The 20147-nt window shown below is 36.2% G+C and carries 14 protein-coding genes and 3 tRNA genes; 14 read left to right on the top strand and 3 right to left on the bottom strand.

Annotation, left to right across the window (positions count from 1 at the left end; translation table 11 throughout):
- Nucleotides 1-20 precede the first annotated feature (20 nt).
- Entirely contained in the window at nt 21-4385 is a 4365-nt protein-coding gene (locus tag BXY75_RS05390) for a translocation/assembly module TamB domain-containing protein (protein ID WP_245962920.1), read from the bottom strand.
- A 127-nt stretch (nt 4386-4512) separates the two neighbouring features.
- On the opposite strand from BXY75_RS05390, the gene tsaD reads away from it, so the two are divergent.
- From tsaD to BXY75_RS05335, 11 genes are all read left to right on the top strand, one after another.
- Nucleotides 4513-5535: a tRNA (adenosine(37)-N6)-threonylcarbamoyltransferase complex transferase subunit TsaD gene (gene tsaD / locus BXY75_RS05385; protein WP_121906699.1), complete on the top strand. Its 1023-nt coding sequence runs from the start codon at nt 4513-4515 to the stop codon at nt 5533-5535.
- Between the two features lie 10 nt (nt 5536-5545).
- Nucleotides 5546-5878: a TfoX/Sxy family protein gene (locus tag BXY75_RS05380; RefSeq protein WP_121906698.1), complete on the top strand. Its 333-nt coding sequence runs from the start codon at nt 5546-5548 to the stop codon at nt 5876-5878.
- 29 nt (nt 5879-5907) lie between these two features.
- Nucleotides 5908-6618, top strand: a complete 711-nt coding sequence (locus tag BXY75_RS05375) for a 16S rRNA (uracil(1498)-N(3))-methyltransferase (RefSeq protein ID WP_121906697.1) — start codon at nt 5908-5910, stop codon at nt 6616-6618.
- Between the two features lie 139 nt (nt 6619-6757).
- Nucleotides 6758-6970 (top strand): hypothetical protein, encoded by a 213-nt coding sequence (locus BXY75_RS05370; RefSeq protein ID WP_121906696.1) that lies wholly within the window; start codon nt 6758-6760, stop codon nt 6968-6970.
- Between the two features lie 42 nt (nt 6971-7012).
- Entirely contained in the window at nt 7013-7657 is a 645-nt protein-coding gene (locus tag BXY75_RS05365; RefSeq protein ID WP_121906695.1) for a DUF4159 domain-containing protein, read from the top strand.
- Nucleotides 7657-8157 (top strand): TrmH family RNA methyltransferase, encoded by a 501-nt coding sequence (locus tag BXY75_RS05360; protein WP_121906694.1) that lies wholly within the window; start codon nt 7657-7659, stop codon nt 8155-8157. The genes BXY75_RS05365 and BXY75_RS05360 overlap by 1 nt, the downstream gene beginning before the upstream one ends.
- Before the next feature lie 34 nt (nt 8158-8191).
- Nucleotides 8192-9280 (top strand): AI-2E family transporter, encoded by a 1089-nt coding sequence (locus BXY75_RS05355; protein ID WP_121906693.1) that lies wholly within the window; start codon nt 8192-8194, stop codon nt 9278-9280.
- 7 nt (nt 9281-9287) lie between these two features.
- The gene (locus BXY75_RS05350) at nt 9288-10454 is read left to right on the top strand and encodes a THUMP-like domain-containing protein (RefSeq protein WP_121906692.1); all 1167 of its coding nucleotides are present in this window, start codon (nt 9288-9290) and stop codon (nt 10452-10454) included.
- 174 nt (nt 10455-10628) lie between these two features.
- Nucleotides 10629-10713, top strand: a tRNA-Ser gene (locus BXY75_RS05345).
- Nucleotides 10714-10812: 99 nt separating this feature from the next.
- Nucleotides 10813-10887: transfer RNA gene (locus BXY75_RS05340), tRNA-Pro, on the top strand.
- Nucleotides 10888-10973: 86 nt separating this feature from the next.
- Nucleotides 10974-11047, top strand: a tRNA-Arg gene (locus tag BXY75_RS05335).
- A 298-nt stretch (nt 11048-11345) separates the two neighbouring features.
- On the opposite strand, the gene BXY75_RS17110 is transcribed toward BXY75_RS05335, so the two are convergent.
- Nucleotides 11346-11483, bottom strand: coding sequence for a hypothetical protein (locus BXY75_RS17110; protein WP_170152853.1), 138 nt, complete (start codon nt 11481-11483; stop codon nt 11346-11348).
- 404 nt (nt 11484-11887) lie between these two features.
- Between BXY75_RS17110 and BXY75_RS05330 the strand changes: the two genes are divergently transcribed.
- Complete coding sequence (locus tag BXY75_RS05330) at nt 11888-15838, top strand: hybrid sensor histidine kinase/response regulator transcription factor (protein ID WP_121906691.1); 3951 nt, start codon at nt 11888-11890, stop codon at nt 15836-15838.
- A 16-nt stretch (nt 15839-15854) separates the two neighbouring features.
- On the opposite strand, the gene BXY75_RS05325 is transcribed toward BXY75_RS05330, so the two are convergent.
- Nucleotides 15855-17900: an HD family phosphohydrolase gene (locus BXY75_RS05325; protein WP_121906690.1), complete on the bottom strand. Its 2046-nt coding sequence runs from the start codon at nt 17898-17900 to the stop codon at nt 15855-15857.
- Nucleotides 17901-18105: 205 nt separating this feature from the next.
- On the opposite strand from BXY75_RS05325, the gene BXY75_RS05320 reads away from it, so the two are divergent.
- Nucleotides 18106-19284: an acetyl-CoA C-acyltransferase gene (locus tag BXY75_RS05320; protein WP_121906689.1), complete on the top strand. Its 1179-nt coding sequence runs from the start codon at nt 18106-18108 to the stop codon at nt 19282-19284.
- A gap of 30 nt (nt 19285-19314) precedes the next feature.
- Entirely contained in the window at nt 19315-20064 is a 750-nt protein-coding gene (locus tag BXY75_RS05315) for a C40 family peptidase (protein ID WP_121906688.1), read from the top strand.
- The last annotated feature ends 83 nt before the right edge of the window (nt 20065-20147 follow it).

The following is a 20147-nucleotide window of genomic DNA, read 5'->3' as shown; positions in this document are numbered from 1 at the left end:
TTCTTCGAATAACTTAGTATTCACTCTTCCTGCTTATTCGCAGTTGTATTAAAATCTACCGGAGCCGTATTATCATCTGGAACAACAGGAAGTTCATCCTCCGATTCTAGCGTAAGTTTTTTATTGAATAGCTTATTCACCAACTCTTTAAAAGTATCAAAATCTACCGAATACGTCATCCCTATACCTTGCTCAAAGATTTGGTCTTCACCAATAAACTGCAGGTCCGCCTGACGATTAAAAAAGTTCATCCGAAGGGATCCATCTTCATTAACTAACCATTGCACTTCAATATCACCCGCTATCGCCGATTCATTGACGCCGCCTACAGGTACTCCCACTTTTCCGTTGATTAGAATTCGTTCATTAATTTGCGTTGAAAGCGTAATTCCTACACGATCTGCGGTTTCGGCATTAGGAGTTTTATCACCTTGAGAATAGTCAAGTCCGACTCGAAATTTACTATCCTGATCTGCAAAAAGTTCATTTACTAGTCCTGAAACTCTTTCTACCAATGTTCCAGAAAATGCATTAGTGCCTTCATAATTGTCGTTTACAAATGACCCTGATGCCAATAAGAATAGGGCTTGTTTCTGAAGTTGTTCTTCATTCTGAAGTTTATATTCTAACTCGCTTCTAACGGTAGAACTCACTCTTGGAAATTCAATTTTAAAATTAAGATCCGGCTGAATGATCTCCCCTGTTAAGTCTACAACAACTTCTACGGGTATTTTACTATTAACCGAAGGATTATCTAATAATATTGATGGATTCGCTGATGTAATATACTTCGCACTAATATCGAGTCGTGCCCGTTCAGGAACACCGTCCCAGTTTATGTTTCCACCGGGTTCCACCTGAATATACTTTTGAATCACGCCACCATACCTGAAATCATAGGTGCCTTGATACACCTGAAAATCTCCCCACATTTGAAATTTACCAAGGGTGTTTATCCGAATCAAGAGTGTTCCTGCTCCCCTACCTTTTAGTGTGGAATTATTAACTTTATCGACTACTACTTCAACTTCAGCCTTGTTATTAATGTCGAGATCAAATTCGAGTTTTAGACCTTTTAAATCTTCAGAAATATAGGTTTCACCACTTATGCGAGCTGCTTTTTCTTTTGGAGATAAGAATTTAATAAAGGAATCATCTCCAATAGATTCGGTGTCACTCAATGGAATTTTAAAGCTTGTACCTTCTTCTGTTGTTGCTTCTACTTCGATGTTTAATTCATCAATAGGTCCGTGGATGTTAGCATTCCCGCTTATAAATGCGGTTCCGTAGTACAAAGCATCCTCATCTGGCTTTGTATCTAGTACCAAAAGTCGCTCTGGAGCAATAATATCGAGATTTAACTGCCAGTTTCCGAAGTTATTATGAGTAGCATAACCGGTAAACTCCCCTTTGGTATTAAAACGAGTATCGGTGATATCTGTAATTCCTACTTCAAATTTATTCTTAGAAACGGTGACTAAAGTATTCTGCTCCAAATCGAAATCGATATTGAGATACGGTACTTTAAGCCCGCTATTTTCCATGTAGAATCTACCGTTTATATCTGGGGATCGATAGTTTCCAGATACTTTTGCATTACCGGAAATTACACCACGAATATCGGTCACAACATCAGCTCCAAACGGACTAAAGGCCTGCATGTTAAAATCATTCAACGTAACGTCCATTTTGATCTTTGGGTTTTTCACAGATACATCAATATCTCCCACCGCATTAATGGATTTTACATTATCGTTTGTCAAGCTTGTATTGATATTGTATCTGGTGAGATCTTCGTTTCCAGTGATTGAAAGATCTAGATTTCCGAAAAGGATGTCATTAATTATTACGTTATCTACTGTAACATTGGAATTAGGATAATAGTTTCCATTCTTCTGAAGAAAGTCCAGTTTTCCGTTAATATTACCTTCTAATCGCAGGCTATCTACTGGAGGCACTAAATTTCCAATATTCACATTATTAAACCGAAGTTTGAGATCTTTATAAGTAGAATCCCGCAATATACCGGCGAATTGGATTACCTCGCGGTTATGATTTAACTCGAGAGAATCAATTCTAATATAATTGAAATTGTCGTCGAATACTACCTTATTTAGGTTGTTGTTCTCTTCATTGAGATACCAAACATTTTCCTTATAAGTAATATCAGATTTCTTAACACCTACCACCGATTTTCCTGAAGGATTAATGGTATGATATAATGAGAGATTAAATAAATCTGCATTCTCTTTGCCACCTTTAAATTCTGAACGAATGAAAAGGGTGTCATTTATGGTTTTGTTTATTAAGCTTAGATCCGTGACATTATAAACCCCGGTATATACTGAATCTACTGAAACGTAGGTGTTATAGAGCGGATTATCATTATCTACTTGTAAGTTCACCTTTCCCAGGTAATTCTTGAAAATCAGAATTTCGGGTGATTTAAAATTAAGTTTGAATTTAGACTTATCGGAAGAAACGGAACCGTTTATTTTTGTGTTTTCACCTAATTTTAATTGCGGCACAAAGAGATCCACAATCTTATTATAAACAACAAATTCGTAATCAATGTACTGATTAACGGTGACTTCATTTGGAACAAAATTGGCATAAATACTTCCAACCCCATTTCTAAAAAGGTCTGGTATATCCTTCACAAGAAATTCACCTTTTATTTTTCCATTAATAATGTCAGGAGAATTTACTTCTATTGTACGAACCGGTCCATTAAAACTGGAAATAATCTTAAAATCATCAAAATAGAAATCATCTCTTTCATTTTGGTAAAATGTTTGTGTCAAACTAATGGTTCCTGCGGCATTATCTATTGTTGTACCATCCATATCCATAACGATTCGTCCAGCAAAAACCGATACGCTATCACGTTTAATGAGATTTAGCTTATTAAGCTCGGCATAGACGACATTAGCTTCAAAATCGTACTGATTAAAATCTTTTGAAACATCAATTAATCCTTTAAAGTCGAGTTTTAGATTAGGATCATCGATAGTGAGATCTCCATTAAAAAGTGGATTCTTCAGATTTCCAGAAACCTGAATTTTTTGATAATTATATCCTTCAAAATTAAAAGAAGATATTTTCCCCTTTATACTCGTATTAACAGTGTTCTGCGTAAATCCTCTACCGTTGAAGTCAAGGTTGGCGGTTGTTTTTCCGAGGGAAATAGTCCCTAAAATCTTTCCTAAGTTAAACTGTTCTAAAATTATATTACCATTATAAACAGCATTGTCAAAATTGCTGATATTGGCCATTTCAAGTACTACTTCGGCATTACCAATTGAACTTCTAATAGCACTATTGGTATTGAGATCTGTTGCTGAAATACTCGTGTTTCCGGAAAATATAAACGTCCCAAGATCCTTTATTTCCTCTGGAAGAACCTGGCCTAACACTCGTGGCATAAATCGTCTTAGGTCATAATAACTGGTCGTAATGCTGTGGTTTTTTATTGAAATGGCGTAAGTATCATTTCCCTTTAAAAGGTTTTTGAAATGAAAATCCCCTAAAATTCTGGTGATTCCAGATTGCATATTAGCATCATTGTAGGTGAAATCATTTAATCTTCCTTCAATCTTACCATTGATATCGATCATTAAGCCCGGCCCAAATTCATGATAAAAGGCATTAATATCATCAGATAAGATCTCTGTGTTTTCCAAATTTGCAGTAATCTCAACGACATTAGCAAAATCACCAAATAATTTCCCGCCATGAAAAAGTGCTATATCACCCTGTATCTTGGAACCTGCAGTTTCCAACAATAGCTCATTTAAGATAATTCCATCCTGATTATAGGTAAAATCACTCTTAAGATTATTAATTATAAAGCCTCTGGCAGCGATAAGCGAGAGTGAATTTATTTGGGCAGTTAGATTAGGTCCCTCTAAGTGGAAACTCTCAGCCGTTAAATTCAAGTCAGTAAGATCGAAGAGATCCGGATCATCCAAGTTTTCATCTACAATTGTAATATGACCGTTATTTAATTCAAGAGCATCAATATCTATAACAAACACATTTCCACTTGGTGGCGCGCCTGTATCGAATTTACTTGAAAAAACAGAAAGATTGTCGTTCGGTTCTCCTTTATAATGCCGGAAATTCAATTTTGCATTGGTGAGTAGCGTACTTCCTAATACAAGTTTATTTTTGAGTATACTGCGAATACCAAGCAACTCGGTCTGTAATTCCTGAGAATATATCAAGGTATCACTATGATGATCTTCAATATAAACTTCCCGAATATCTACCTGACCCTTCCAATTTAAGCCTAGCCGTTGTATATGAATACTAGTTCCATATGTGTCATTAAGATAGGTAGTAACTCTATGTGCTATTTTTGTTTGAACCGAGGGTATCGACAAAATAATAACCAATAGCACGAGTAGCAATACAAGTATTGCGAATGTGCGAAGTATTATTTTCCTAAGTTTTTTGATACGCTATTAAAGTTTTAATTTTACACCCAAATAACATGCCTTTTTTTAAATTGTGAAAGACAAAAACTGCTTTATTTTAGGTATCGAATCATCTTGCGATGATACTGCGGCTGCTGTAATAAACAACGGTACAGTATTATCTAATGTTGTCGCCACTCAAAAAATACACGAGGAATACGGTGGTGTTGTCCCTGAGTTGGCATCCCGTGCCCATCAGCAAAATATTGTTCCTGTGGTCCATCAGGCTCTTCGCATAGCAAATATCGATAAAAAACAGTTAAAAGCCATAGCTTTTACAAGGGGTCCAGGACTCATGGGATCTTTATTGGTAGGCACCTCATTTTCAAAGTCTTTTGCCTTCGGTTTAGGCATTCCGCTTATAGATGTAAATCATATGCAAGCGCATATTTTAGCTCATTTTATCAAAATTGAAGGTCAAACAATGCCTAGCTTTCCATTTTTAGCATTGACGATAAGTGGTGGTCACACGCAGATTGTAAAAGTAACTGACTATTTCAATATGGAAATTCTGGGACAGACAATAGACGATGCTGTAGGTGAAGCCTTCGATAAAAGCGCAAAGATATTAGGTCTACCCTATCCTGGAGGCCCATTATTGGATAAATATGCTCAGCAGGGGAATAAGAAAGCTTTTAAATTTACAAAGCCTAGAGTGAATCCAATGGACTTCAGTTTTAGCGGATTAAAAACGGCAGTCCTTTATTTTATTCAAAGAGAGGTAAAGAACGATCCTGATTTTATTGCGAAGAATATGAAGGACATTTGCGCAAGCATTCAGTTTACCATAGTTGATTATTTGATGGACAAGCTTAAAAACGCCGTAAAACATACAGGTATAAAGGAAATTGCAATTGGTGGTGGAGTTTCAGCTAATAGTGGAATTAGGCAAGCTTTAAAAGAAGCAGAAAAAAAATACGGTTGGAAAACACATATACCCGATTTTGCGTTTTGTACAGATAACGCTGCGATGATTGCTATGGTGGGGGAATTAAAATACAAGTCCGGAGATTTTGCGAGCTTTGATGTTGTTGCAAAAGCAAGAATGAAATTTTAAACTAATCGCTATGAGTAATTATTCCGAAGATATTCTAAGAAGGATACGAATTGCAATAAAACCATGGGAAGCAGAGATAATTGAAAAACGCATGTTTGGTGGCACTTGTTTTTTATATAAAGGTAAAATGTCTGTGGGAGAAACTAAGGAGAGGCTAATGGTTAGAGTGGTTTCTGAAAAAATGGAAAGGGCACTTAATAATCCCGAAGTTCTACCAATGGACTTTACTGGTAAACCGATGAAAGAGTTTATTTTTGTTTCTGAAAAAGGATTTGATACGGAGGAAAAATTACAACAGTGGGTCGAATTGGGTATTGAACATGCTATTCTAAAAAGCTCTTGATTTAACTGAAATTTAAAACCAAACTAATTTTGAATCTATTTTATAACCCAAATATTTCTGAAGGCTCCAAAGAAATCATCTTCAACAAAGAAGAAAGCAGACATATTGGAAAGGTCTTGAGAAAAAATGAAGGAGACGTTTTACATCTAACCGATGGTAAGGGCTTTTTTTATGAAGCGATCCTTGAGAGCGCGAATCCTAAGCAATGCATCGCCCGGATTCTAAACTCAGAAAAACAAAGTCAACTCCCCTATTCACTGCATTTGGCAGTCGCTCCTACTAAACTTAATGATCGTTACGAATGGTTTTTGGAAAAGGTCACCGAAATAGGGATTACCGAAATAACCCCAATAATTTGTGAACATAGCGAACGAAAGTTTATTAAGACCGATCGATACGAAAGAATCATTCAGAGTGCGGCAAAGCAATCTTTAAAAGCATATATGCCAATATTACACCAAGCCGTGAGTTTCAAAGAATTTATGGAGCTTCAGCATTTGGAAACGACAAAATTAATTGCTCATTGTGAGCCCTCAGAAAAGAAAAACCTAAAGGAATTGGTGACAGATGCTACTTCAATATTGATACTAATTGGGCCGGAGGGTGATTTTTCAGAAAATGAAATAGAACAAGCTATAACTAATGGTTTTAAACCAGTTAGCCTTGGAAACAGTAGACTACGCACCGAAACCGCCGCGATTGTAGCTTGTCATAGTGTTTATTTTATGTTAAATAAATAGCGCTTTAACGTAAAATTTTAACACTTAAACGTTAAAATTTAGTAAAAATTTATAATAATTCCTACAATTCGGACTTTTTTTTATTACTTTTGTACACATATTACAAACCTAAATTGCCAAAATTAAAACCCCCAAATTAATGTCAATTTTACTTAAACAGGTTTTAGAGCCTGCAGTTATCTCTAAAGGGCCTTCGGAAAGAAAGCCAATTGTAGTCTTCAATGCCAGAGTCGAAAGTCAATTAAAAAAGACAAAACTCAAAAAGAAAAATTCTTCTACCTTATTTACAGCAGAATGGATGCTTTTTATGGATGAAATGAATAAAGATATGTTCAATAAAATATCTTCATAAATACCTTTACTAATCCTTTTCCTCTTCGTATTTTTGGATGCTATGCGTTTGAAAATATTAATTTTATTGCTTGCTCTTCCATTGAACAGTATATCTGCACAGGAAATCGCATTGCTGCAATATGGTGGCGGCGGTGATTGGTATAGCAACCCTACTTCCCTTAAAAATCTGATTCAATTCTGTAATGACAGAATTCAAACTAGTATTTCTCCTACTCCCCAAACAGTAACACCATCCAGTGTCGATTTATTCGATCATCCTTTTGTTCACATGACTGGTCATGGGAATGTTTTTTTTACTTCGGAAGAAGCGCAAAATTTAAGATCATACCTCTTAAGTGGTGGATTTTTACATATTGATGACAATTATGGGATGGACCAATATCTTCGGAAGGAACTCGTTAAAATATTTCCCGATAAAGAATTAAAAGAGATTCCAATTGATCACCCGCTTTTTAATTATGAATTCGATTTTCCAGAAGGATTACCTAAAATTCATGAGCACGATAATATGCGACCACAGGCATTTGGTCTCTTTGATGAAGGAAGACTCCTTCTACTCTACACCTATCAAAGCGATCTTGGCGACGGCTGGGAAAATTCTGAAGTACATAATGACCCACAAGAAGTAAGACTAAAAGCATTGCGAATGGGTGCAAATATTATTAAGTACGTCTTCGAAAACTAATGTCCATTCAACTTTCTCATAAGCAAACTACGTTTCAAAAGAAAAAATCTGAAATTATCGTTGTTTGTGATGGCCTAGAGAGCCCTTCAAACGTTGGCGCTTTATTTAGGATATGCGATGCCATGGGAGTTAAAGAAATTATTTTCTGCAATACTGCTGTCAATTTCAATTCTCGAAGATTACACAAAACTTCCAGAAATACACATCAAAATTTTCTCTATTCTAAAAGTGATTCTATAGGCGCTACTATTGAAAGCTTACAGCAAAGAGAATATTACCTAATCGGACTCGAAATCACCGCCAATAGTAAGCCTTTACGGACTTATCATCTGGGTCACGATAAAGTAGCGCTCTTTATCGGTAACGAAGGAGATGGCATTTCCGAAGCGGTTTTACAACAGTTGTCTCAAAATATTCATATTGAAATGTTTGGAGAAAACAGCAGTATGAACGTAATTCAAGCAACGGCAATTGCGTTATTTGCATTAACAAAACTTTGATACATTTAGAAATTGTTTATACTATATTTACTTCATGGATGCAAAGAATATTACGGTTGGAATTTTAAAAGCAATTGCGGTTATCACCGGAATTTTACTTTTATTATGGTTTGTATTTAAAATACAAGCATTAATACTTTATATAGGAATTGCTGCGGTTATTTCATTAATTGGAAGACCAATAGTCAATTTTTTAAAGAGACGAATCAAGTTTTCAAATACTTTAGCGTCCGTTACTACCCTATTAATGGTGATTGCTTCTTTTATTTTATTGCTTTCTATTTTCATTCCCATAATCGTTAAACAGAGTAAAAATATTTCTGAGATCGATTTCGATCTTGTGAAGACGGATCTTAACGAACTAAATATTCAAGCAAGTGACTATCTGGGTGTCGAACAGATTAATATTGTCGAAGCAATTAAAAGAACGGAGTTTGTACAAAACTTTAGTCTCGAAATTATACCTAGTTTTATCGATATCTTTTTTCAGAATATAGGTTCGTTTGCTATTGGTTTGGGATCAGTTTTGTTTATTTCCTTCTTTCTGCTGAAAGATGATCGGTTATTTACAAAAACCGTTGTAGTCTTTGTAGATCCGGGGAGAGAAGAAAGATTCGAGCGGGTCTTGTCGAAAATCAAAGAACTATTATCCCGATATTTCGTAGGGCTAATACTTCAGATTTTAATACTCACTGTATTTTATACAGTGATCCTTGTTATTTTCGGCATAGAAAACCCACTGGCTATCGCTATGATCTGTGCGTTTTTGAATTTAGTGCCTTATTTAGGACCTGTTTTGGGATGGGTTGTTATGATGTTGGTAGTCGTTTCAAACAATCTCGGTGCTGATTTTTCTACGGAACTATTACCTTTATTATCTTATGTCTTTATCGGCTATTGTATCGCTCAGATTTTTGATAATATTATCACGCAACCAGTGATATTTGGAAAAAGCGTGCGATCACATCCATTAGAGATATTTATAGTAATTCTTATTGGCGGATATCTTTTTAGTATCGCCGGAATGATACTGGCAGTACCCACATACACAGCCCTTAAAGTTATCTCTAAAGAGTTTTTTGCCGAATATAAAATCGTAAAACGCCTAACAAAAAACTTATAGTCTTACTTTGAATAATGAATTGTTACATAAAGAAGTTCAGGACTTTATAATAAATTACAAAGCTGATACATCGAAGCTTGCTTTTGCGGGAAGCCCATTTGCGAAAATTAAGGTTCAGGAACTTATACAGCAGATTGAAAGTAGAAGAAAGATAGAGAAGAAACTACCTTTTTGGTTCGAAAAAGCAACTATTATTTACCCTCCTAAATTGAACTTAGAACAGACTTCTTCCGAAGCAACCGCCAAATACAAAGCATCCTTAGTCAATGGAAATAGTATGGCAGATCTTACCGGTGGTTTTGGTATCGATACATTCTATTTTTCTGAAAGATTTGACACCGTTATCCATTACGAACTCAACAAGGAACTTTCAGAAATTGCCGCACACAACTTTTCTGTCCTTGAAAGAAATAATATTGTTTGCAAGTCAGAAGACGGCATGGAAGGATTTTCCGAAGAGAAGCTAAACTTTATTTATGTTGATCCATCGCGCCGTCATAACAGTAAAGGGAAAGTTTTTTTCTTAACGGATTGCGAACCAAATGTTGTTGAAAACTTAGGAAAGCTACGTGATCACTGTGATACTCTTATGATTAAGACGTCCCCCATGTTAGATGTTTCTGCCGGAATTGATGAACTTGGCGCTCCTTCTCAACTTCATATCGTGGCATTAGATAATGAAGTAAAGGAGCTTCTTTGGATCTTTGAGAACAAAAAAGATAGTTCGACTACTGTTTTTACAGTTAATCTTGGGAACGAAAATTCTGAATCTTTTTCTTTTCAGTTAAATTCTGAAGGGAACACTCATTATGGACTACCTCAGCAATATTTATATGAGCCGAACGCTGCGATTATGAAAAGTGGGGCATTTCATCTATTATCTGAAGCATACGGATTAACCAAACTTCATATTAACTCGCATTTGTATACAAGTGAAAATCCTAAATCGTTCCCGGGAAGACGTTTCAAAATTGAAAAATGTATTCCCTATACTAAACAAGAAATGAAATCCGGATCACTTCCGAAGAAAGCAAACATCACAATAAGAAATTTTCCTGAAAGCGTCTCAACAATCCGTGAAAAGTGGAAAATTAAAGACGGTGGTTACGATTACCTGTTTTTTACAACCATAAATAATAATAAAAAAGTGGTCATATATTGTTCAAAACTGTGAAGTTGGTTGAAAATAGAGCGATTTTAGTGAGTAATTAATTAATTTTGAAGTAAATATAGAAAGGTTTAAAAAAGGTAATTTTTTTTTGCGTGATAAGAATTGAAAAGTTACATTTGCACCTCGCTGACCAGCAATGGTTGGACCGCAGATTAAGCGGGAAGTTCATGACTTATTGGAGAGTTGCCAGAGTGGTTAATGGAGCAGTTTGCTAAACTGTCGACGGGTAACTGTCGCGTGGGTTCGAATCCCACACTCTCCGCAATAGTACTTTTACAAAACATTGCAAACACACTATTTTTAGTCTTTATACTATTAAGTCGTCAAAAATGGTGATTGAAAAATTGAATATTACACCACTCGGGGTGTAGCGTAGCCCGGTCATCGCGCCTGCTTTGGGAGCAGGAGGTCGCAGGTTCGAATCCTGCCACCCCGACAATATAATAGGTATTCCCTATTAATGGAGGTTGCAAGTTCTCCCGAATACTCGGGACTGCCACCCCGACAAATAACAAATTATCCGGTCGCATAGCTCAGCTGGATAGAGCACCTGCCTTCTAAGCAGGCGGTCCCAGGTTCGAATCCTGGTGCGATCACATCGAATCCTTACCTTATGGTAGGGATTTTTTGTTTTTACCCTTTTGCGGTCTTAAGCTCCCCCGATGCTTCGGGGCTGGTGCGATCACATCGAATCCTTACCTTATGGTAGGGATTTTTTGTTTTTACCCTTTTGCGGTCTTAGGCTCCCCCGATGCTTCGGGGCAGGTGCGATCACATCGAATCCTTACCTTATGGTAGGGATTTTTTGTTTTTAAGAACTTTGCTCAATCAATAAATTTACCATAACGATATGAAAGCAACTAGAACACTAATTTAAAAAAGGATAATTAGAAATTAAAACAATTCAAAAATATATCCCAAAATTGTGAACAATATTAAAAATACAACGACCGTTCCAACACAGCCACAGCCCATACCGCCTATTTTTTTTGCTCCCCAACCCGCTAATATAACTTGCAATAGTTTTTTCATATAATGAGAATTTAATTCTCCGAAAATTATTCAGAAAACATCAATTGGTTTTAATCCAAAATAATTTAATATAACGCACGCCAGCCATTTTATATTGGCGCTGTTATCTTCTACTAAATTGAAGTATTTCTAACTAAAGATACCTGTTTATTTTAAATGGAAATAATGTTCATGAATAATTTGCATCTTTTTAACAATTTACAAAACCGAAACTTTAATCCTCATGAATTGATATTGAAACTATGGTCCTTTTTACTATCAACTTTGATAAAATCACCCCGAATCCCCTACTATCTATAGGCTTTTGATTAACACATGAAAGCGTACTCAAATTCCAAGCGTATCAAAGCAATCAGTTTTTATTTCGTAACTTTAACTGAACAAGCCAAAAGCACTTAGATATTTTGAAAAGCACATTAGTTATTTTCTTATGTTGCATTACCTCTGTATTGTTCTCACAAAATCAGAAACAATTTTCGTTTAGCCAATTGTCGGTCAATGATGGTCTCTCACAAAATAGTGTTGTAAGTATCGCGCAGGACAGTACTGGTTATTTATGGTTCGCCACTCAGGACGGATTAAATAAATACAACGGGAATGAATTTAAATATTACCCCAAACTCTTTGAAGATATTACCAAAGAGAATTACAGTAAGCTTGGTAAGATCTATATTGATCGTAAAAATGAGATCTATTTAATTACCAAAGACAAAATACTTGAGAAATACGATCCTAAAATAGATAGCTTCAGAAGTATTCCAAAATTTAAGGATCCTAGCGTAATTTATCAGGATTCGCAATTCACCAATTGGGTTGGAACTTATGGTAATGGTCTCTATAGAAGTTCAGAAAGAGACACATTGCAATTGCTTCAAGGATCGGATATCATCAAAGGAATTTTTGCAATTTCAGAATATAATGATAAACTAACTATAGCGGCATCCGGGGCTTTATTTGAGATGGATAAAGATGATTTCAGCTATAAATCAATCACACTCTCAACAGAAAATGAAGATGTAAATTTTAGCAGTCTGGTCGTGGATGGTGAGAATAAATTATGGGTGGGCACTTTTGGTTACGGTCTTTATTATAAAACGAATACCGACACTTCGCTTACTTTATTTAAAGGCTTCGGAAAGGACTATGAGCTCCCTCCAAACCTAAATATTCTGTCACTTTTGATTGATTCTCAGGATAGATTGTGGATAGCAACCTATGGAAATGGTGTCTATTTAATAGATTTCAGAACGAAAAGTATAAACGCTTTCAGAACACAACCAAATAACCCTAGAGCACTTCAATATGATGATATTCTAAGTTCATTCGAAGATTACACCGGCACAGTTTGGTTAGGAACTGATGGAACAGGTCTCAGTTATTTTGACGAACACCTCTCTAAATTCAACACTTTAACAAACGCTTCAACCCCTTCTTCGATTGAAGTTGATGTGGCCAGAGCAATAACCATGGATAGTAAAGGAGTACTTTGGATTGGCACTTCGGGAAAAGGACTTACATCGTTCAACCCAAAAACTGGTTCATTCAAATCATTTAAACACGATGTAAACACTAAAAACAGTATTAGTTCCGATCGGGTAATGAGCCTTTATAATGATCAAAATGGACTTTGGATAGGCTTTCAAGACGAAGGACTTATGATTTATAATCATGGTATTTTTCGAAAATACAACTCCGAATCGCAACCTGCGCTAACTGCAGCTACCATTTGGTGTATTTATAAGGATTCAAAATCACGCTATTGGCTGGGAACAAGAGACGATGGACTCATTCAGTTTGACCCAGTCTCAGGGGTACTGAAACAATATACTTACGACAAACAGAATAAAAGTAGTATCTCAAGTAATAATATTCGTGTTATTACACAGGGAGCTAACAATGAGTTATGGATTGGAACCGAAAACGATGGAATAAATCGTTTTAATATTTCTGAAGAAAGCTTCGAACGTCAAGAAAATCCATTGGTTAAAAATGTCAAGTCCCTTTATTTCGACCGTAATAACTTATGGATAGGCACGAACGGAAAGGGATTAATCCATTTTGATCCTGGAACTAAAAAATATGCACAGTATTCTTTAAAGCAAGGGCTTCCCAACAATGTGATATACGCCATATTACCAGATTCAGATAATAATCTTTGGCTTAGTTCGAATAGAGGAATCACTCGATTCTCTATGTTGGATTCCGAAGACACTAGAGAAATAACTAATTACAGCGATTACGATGGCCTACAGGCTTTAGAATTTAACACCGGAGCATCCTTTCAAGACGAGAACGGCTACCTCTATTTTGGAGGTTTAAACGGCTTAAATTGGTTTAAGCCTTCTTCGCTTTCCCCTAACCCTATCCCACCTAGGACGGTTTTTTCAAAACTTGAAGTCTTTAATGAAGAAGTTGATTACACAAAAAAATCGATCTTTAATTATAAAGAAAACACCTTCACTTTTAGTTATGCAGGGCTTCACTTTTCGCAACCAGAGAGGAATCTTTATAAGTACCAACTTATAAACTATGACGCGGGATGGTCCGAACCAAGTTATGAAAACGCAGCACATTACACCAATTTACCATCTGGTGATTATACATTCACTGTGGTTTCAAGTAACTATGATGGTGCCTGGGATGAAAGTCCAAGTCAGTATAGCTTCACGATAAATCCGCCCTGGTACCTGACATTATGGGCTAAAATCGCCTATTTATTAATCTTTCTAGCGCTGCTTATTGCCATATACAAATACTTAAAATGGCGCTGGCATATGCAAATTCAATTGCAACTGGAACATCGTGAAACAGAACGATTAAAACGTCTAGATGAATTAAAAACGAAATTGTACACCAATATCTCACATGAATTTAGAACACCATTAACTTTAATTTCAGGCCCGGTTCAACAACTTATTTCAAGTAGCCGAATAAATGATAAAGACAAGTCGTCTCTACAAATTATAGAATCTAGTGCCGAGCGTATGTTACGTCTAGTAAATCAGTTGCTCAACTTATCACAGCTTGAAACCGGAGATGTGACTTTGGAGGTTGGTAATCATGATCTAAAAGCTCAAATTGTACAGATTCTTGAAGTTTTTAATCTAAGTGCAAACGAGAAAGGCATCAAAATTAAGGCCGATGTTTTAGTTATCTCAGAAACTTGGTACGATAGAGATGTGCTGGAAAAGATTCTTTTCAACCTTTTATCAAATGCAGTGAAATACTCTCCTGAAAACTCAGTAGTTGGGTTTTCTGCCATCCAAAAAGGGAACGCGCTTGAAATTGAAGTTGAGAATCCTAACGAAGATCTTTCAGAAAGCGATTTCAGAAAACTTTTTACCCGCTTCTTTAAAAAAGATAAAAATTCGGAAGGTGTTGGGATTGGACTTTCGTTGATAAAAGGACTTGTGATGCTTTCAAACGGAACTATAAAAGCCTTCAGAAAAGATCCTTCGAATCTCGTTTTCGCCGTATCACTTCCAGTTTCCAAAAATAGTTATCAGGCAAATTCAATTTCAAAATCTACCTCGATTCCTTTTGATTTTTTAAAGAACGAAAACGGTGATATTTTCGTGAACTCTTCCGAAGAAAAACCCGAAATACTACTGGTAGAGGACAATGACGAAGTGCGGAACTACCTTAAAAGTATTTTTGAAGAAGATTTTGTAATCATACTGGCGAAAGACGGCTTGGATGGTATAAAAAAGGCAATTAAGCATGTGCCAGATTTAATAATAAGTGACATCATGATGCCCAAGAAAAATGGTATCGAACTTTGTTTGACTTTAAAAGAGGATACACGTACTTGTCATATTCCTATAATTATGCTCACTGCAAAAACGGATAAATCTACAGAGTTAAAAAGCCTAAGAAATAAGGCGGACGACTTTATTTCGAAACCGTTCAATGCGGATGTCATATTGCAAAAAGCGTTAAATATGGTGAGTCATATGGCTGAGCTTCGGAAACGCTATAGCCAAAATGTATACTTACGACCCAAAGATATCGCTGTGGTTGATATGGATACCGAATTTTTGGAAGCCGTGCAGCAATTAATCGATACAAGATTTACAGAAACCGATTTTACTTCGGAAGATTTTGCAGCGGCATTGAATATGAGTAGAATGCAATTACATAGAAAGCTGAAAGCGCTCACCGGTTTAAGCACTTCCGAATTTATTAGATCCCAGCGTTTAAAAACTGCGGTAAAGTTATTAGTAGATTCGGATTTAACAGTATCTGAAATAGCATATTCTGTAGGGTTCAACGCACCCTCCTACTTCACTAAATGCTTTAAAGAACTCTATGATTGTAGCCCAACCGAATATGTGAAATCCAATGGATATAAGTAAAGTGAATATTTTCAAATCATTCGGGATATTCTACTCGCAGGTGGTAAATGTTATTGAGTTTCTTCTTTAGTACTTTTTTAATAACCTGTATATCCTTAAAAGTAATATTCGAATTTAAAAATTGACCATGTTCCATCTGATTATCGATAATCTTCTCAACGAAGCTGTCGATTTTTGATGATGTCGGGTCTTTTAAACTCTTACTCGCAGCCTCAACACTATCTGCCATCATTAGTATAGCAGTCTCTTTTGAAAAAGGAATAGGTCCCGGATATGTAAAATCCTCCAAATTTGCCGAACCGTTCATGTCTCTTTCCATTTTATAGAAATAATAGACCAGACTTGTGCCATGATGCGTTCTAATAAAATCTATCACCCTGTCTGGCAGATTATATTTTCTGGCGATTTCAATTCCGAGAATTACGTGATTGATTATTATTTGCGCACTTTCTTTTGGATCTAATTCGGTGTGGGAGTTAATTGAATTTGCCTGATTCTCAGTAAAAAACGTTGGATTGAGCATCTTTCCAATATCATGATAAAGCGCCCCTACTCTAATTAGCATGGCGTTTGCTCCAATTTCATTGGCAGCAGCTTCGGCTAAGTTCGCTACATTGAGTGAGTGGTGAAATGTTCCGGGTGCCTTGTTCGACAATTCTTTTAGTAATTTAGAATTGGTATCACTCAATTCAAGCAATGATACATCCGAAACCAATCCGAAGATCTTTTCATAGAAATAAATAAGCGGGTGGGCGAATAGAGTTGCCAATCCACATAAAATAAAATACCCAAAAGTTTCAGCTTCCAGACTTTGTATATTTCCTTCCTGAATTAAAAAGAATGCAAAATACCCAATAATGTATATCAGTGTAATTTGTCCTACTGAAATAAACAGGTTCGCGCGTTTGTACAATTCTGAAACAGTTAAAATAGTAACAATACCTGCGATAATTTGAAGGAACATATATTCAAAACTATTTGGCACAACAAAACCGAGTAATAAGATCGTCAATACATGTACAAATAGCCCAAGTCGCGGATCGAAAAATGCCTTCAGAATTAAAGGAAGGATACATAATGGTACCACATATACGTATTTCGCGTCTAGTTTTACAACAAAGGTCGTAAGCAAGACCATGAGAAATACGTTGAAAAATATAAAGGTGACCTTATTGTTGTTTTCATAAATCTCGGGTCGATACTTCTTTAAAAAGAGAAAAAGCATTAAAAACACTAGCGATACCAGCAACGAATACCCTATAAGCAACCACAGTAAATTTGATTCACTCCACACCTGTGACTGATATTCCGATTTAAGTGAATTCAGGATTTGAAACTTATCACCTTCAACTACTTCTCCTTTTGCGATAATCCTTCCACCTTTTTCAATTATTCCGCGGTTAGGATTTATTGCTTTTACTTCGGAATCTATTGCCTTTTGTGTAAGATTAGAATTAAAGTCAACATTAGAAACCAGCGTTCTCCCAAGTAGTTTTTGTAATAAGGGATTAATATCTTTTGAAGCAGTTTTACTTATTTCAGCATTAATCTTATTTTTTAAGTTGATCTCTTTAAATAGCTGTGAATAAGCAATCTCTTCAATTCCATTACCTTTTGTTAAGTAAACAATTTTATCGGGAGCATATGGATAGATTTCATTAATAACACCATTGGTATAGACCTCATTTAAGATAGATAAACCTATTCGTTTCGTTTCTGATTTGGAGGTGCTGTACAAACTATCCACATAAACATTATCCAGTAAATCTGAAAAATCAACTCGGCTTTGTGTGGCCTTCTCCGAATTATACTCAAAATAGGGAATTACATTAGCAATACTGTTTTCCTCTTCCTTCTTTATAGTTTCCGCATCTTTTTTGATAGTAAAACTAAAAGGCGCATACAAGTTCTCGTACTGCCAGGGTTTTCCTTTCTGAAAATTATATTTGAACTGGCCTCCCTTCGGAAGCAAATAAATAATTAGAAACGTGGAAATTACAAAAAGAAACACCTTATAGATGAAGGGCTGATTTTTTGTAAATAAGACAAAAAGGTTTTTCATATAATTACTGCCGAAAAGTAAAGGTATAAATAACCATCGATTTATACCGTATCCAACAACTTCAAAGATTGATATTTCAATTTATAATATGTAAATTTGCAACACTTTTTCAGAAGTGATAAGCCTTCCGAAGAACCAAACGAAAATCTATAGGTCATGCTTCTATTTTAAGTGATTAGCAGATCTTTAAAAATAAAATTATCACATGAGCAAAGACGTTGTAATTGTCGCGGCAGCCAGAACGCCGATTGGAAGTTTTATGGGGAGTCTTTCTTCCTTAACTGCAACCCAACTGGGTTCTGCTGCTATAAAAGGAGCATTGGATAAAATTAAACTCGACCCTTCTCTGGTTGAAGAAGTGTTTATGGGAAATGTCGTTCAAGCCGGTGTAGGACAAGCACCAGCAAGACAAGCAGCCTTAGGCGCAGGAATCCCAAATACGGTTCCTTGCACTACAGTTAACAAGGTTTGTGCTTCGGGGATGAAAGCTTTGATGAATGGCGCACAAGCGATCGCTTTAGGTGATGCAGATATTGTTGTTGCTGGAGGAATGGAAAGTATGAGCAATATTCCGCATTATGTACACATGAGAAATGGTGTGAAATTTGGTCCTGCTACCCTAATTGACGGTATGCAAAAAGACGGATTAGTTGATGCATACGATCAAAATGCTATGGGTGTTTGTGCCGATGCATGTGCAACTGAGTATAAATTTAGTAGAGAAGATCAGGATGCATTTGCGATACAATCGTATGAAAGATCTGCAAAAGCATGGAAAGAAGGAAAATTTTCTGAAGAAGTAATTCCGGTTTCTGTACCGCAAAGACGTGGAGAACCTGTAATTGTTTCAGAAGACGAAGAGTTTAAGAACGTGCGTATGGATAAAATTCCTTCGTTACGACCTGCTTTTACTAAAGATGGAACTGTTACTGCCGCCAATGCATCTACAATAAATGACGGTGCAGGCGCTATGGTTTTAATGAGCGCTGAAAAAGCTTCAGAACTAGGACTTACACCTTTGGCTACTATTAAAAGTTATGCTGACGCTGCACATGAGCCGGAATGGTTCACAACGGCGCCATCGAAAGCACTTCCGAAGGCATTAGCAAAAGCAGGCGTCAGTCAGGAGGATATAGAGTACTTTGAATTTAACGAGGCATTCGCTATTGTAGGCTTGGCTAACATGAAGATTCTCGGACTTAATGATAGCAATGTAAATGTAAACGGTGGAGCTGTTTCATTAGGACATCCACTAGGATGTAGTGGTGTTCGTATTGTGATTACCTTGTTAAATGTTTTAAAACAAAACAACGCGAAGCTTGGAGCTGCAGCTATTTGCAATGGCGGTGGCGGTGCTTCTGCCATGGTAATTGAAAGAGCATAACTTACATTAAAACCTTTTCGGTTACCATTCATGGATTACGGTATATGTGAACTTAGTATTGTCCCTTTACGAGCTGAAACTGCCGACAGCAGTGAGCTTGTGAGTCAGATTCTGTATGGTGAGATTTTTAAGATATTAGAAATCAGAGCTAAATGGAGCCGAATACGTTTGGCATTCGATAATTATGAAGGTTGGATTGACAACAAACAATTTAAGAGCATTACAGAAGAGGAATACAAAAAATTACATAAAGACAAGCCTCAGTTATCTTCAGATTTGGTTGATTTTGTAACAGCTTCGGAAAACCAATTGCTTTCAATCTGCTTTGGAAGTAACATAGAGCGCTGTGACTTTTTAAATCACAAATTTGAAGGGAAATCACTCTCGAAGACTTTTCCGAAGGACCATTTAATAGAAACAGCATTATTATACCTAAATACTCCTTATTTATGGGGAGGAAAAACACCATTTGGTATAGATTGTAGTGGTTTTACTCAAATGGTTTACAAACTAAACGGTTATAAGCTTTTACGGGATGCAAGTCAGCAGGCCACTCAGGGAGAAGCACTAAGTTTTATTGAAGAAAGTGAACCCGGAGATCTGGCATTTTTTGATAATGCCGAAGGGGTTATCACTCATGTTGGCATTATTATGAATGACAACTACATTATTCATGCGCATGGAAAAGTACGTATTGATCGCATTGATCATTCAGGAATATTCAACTATGAAGCTAGAACGCATACCCACAAATTAAGAGTGATAAAAAGAATTATATAAACTACTTCGGGCATACTTCAAGGTATAAAGTCTAAATAAACTAAATAAAAAATCCCTTCTTTCGGCATATTGAAAGAAGGGAT

It is taken from the genome of Ulvibacter antarcticus, assembly GCF_003688405.1.
GTDB lineage: Bacteria > Bacteroidota > Bacteroidia > Flavobacteriales > Flavobacteriaceae > Ulvibacter > Ulvibacter antarcticus.
The sequence above is the reverse complement of the archived record's forward strand: the minus strand, read 5'-3'. Positions and strand labels throughout refer to the sequence as shown.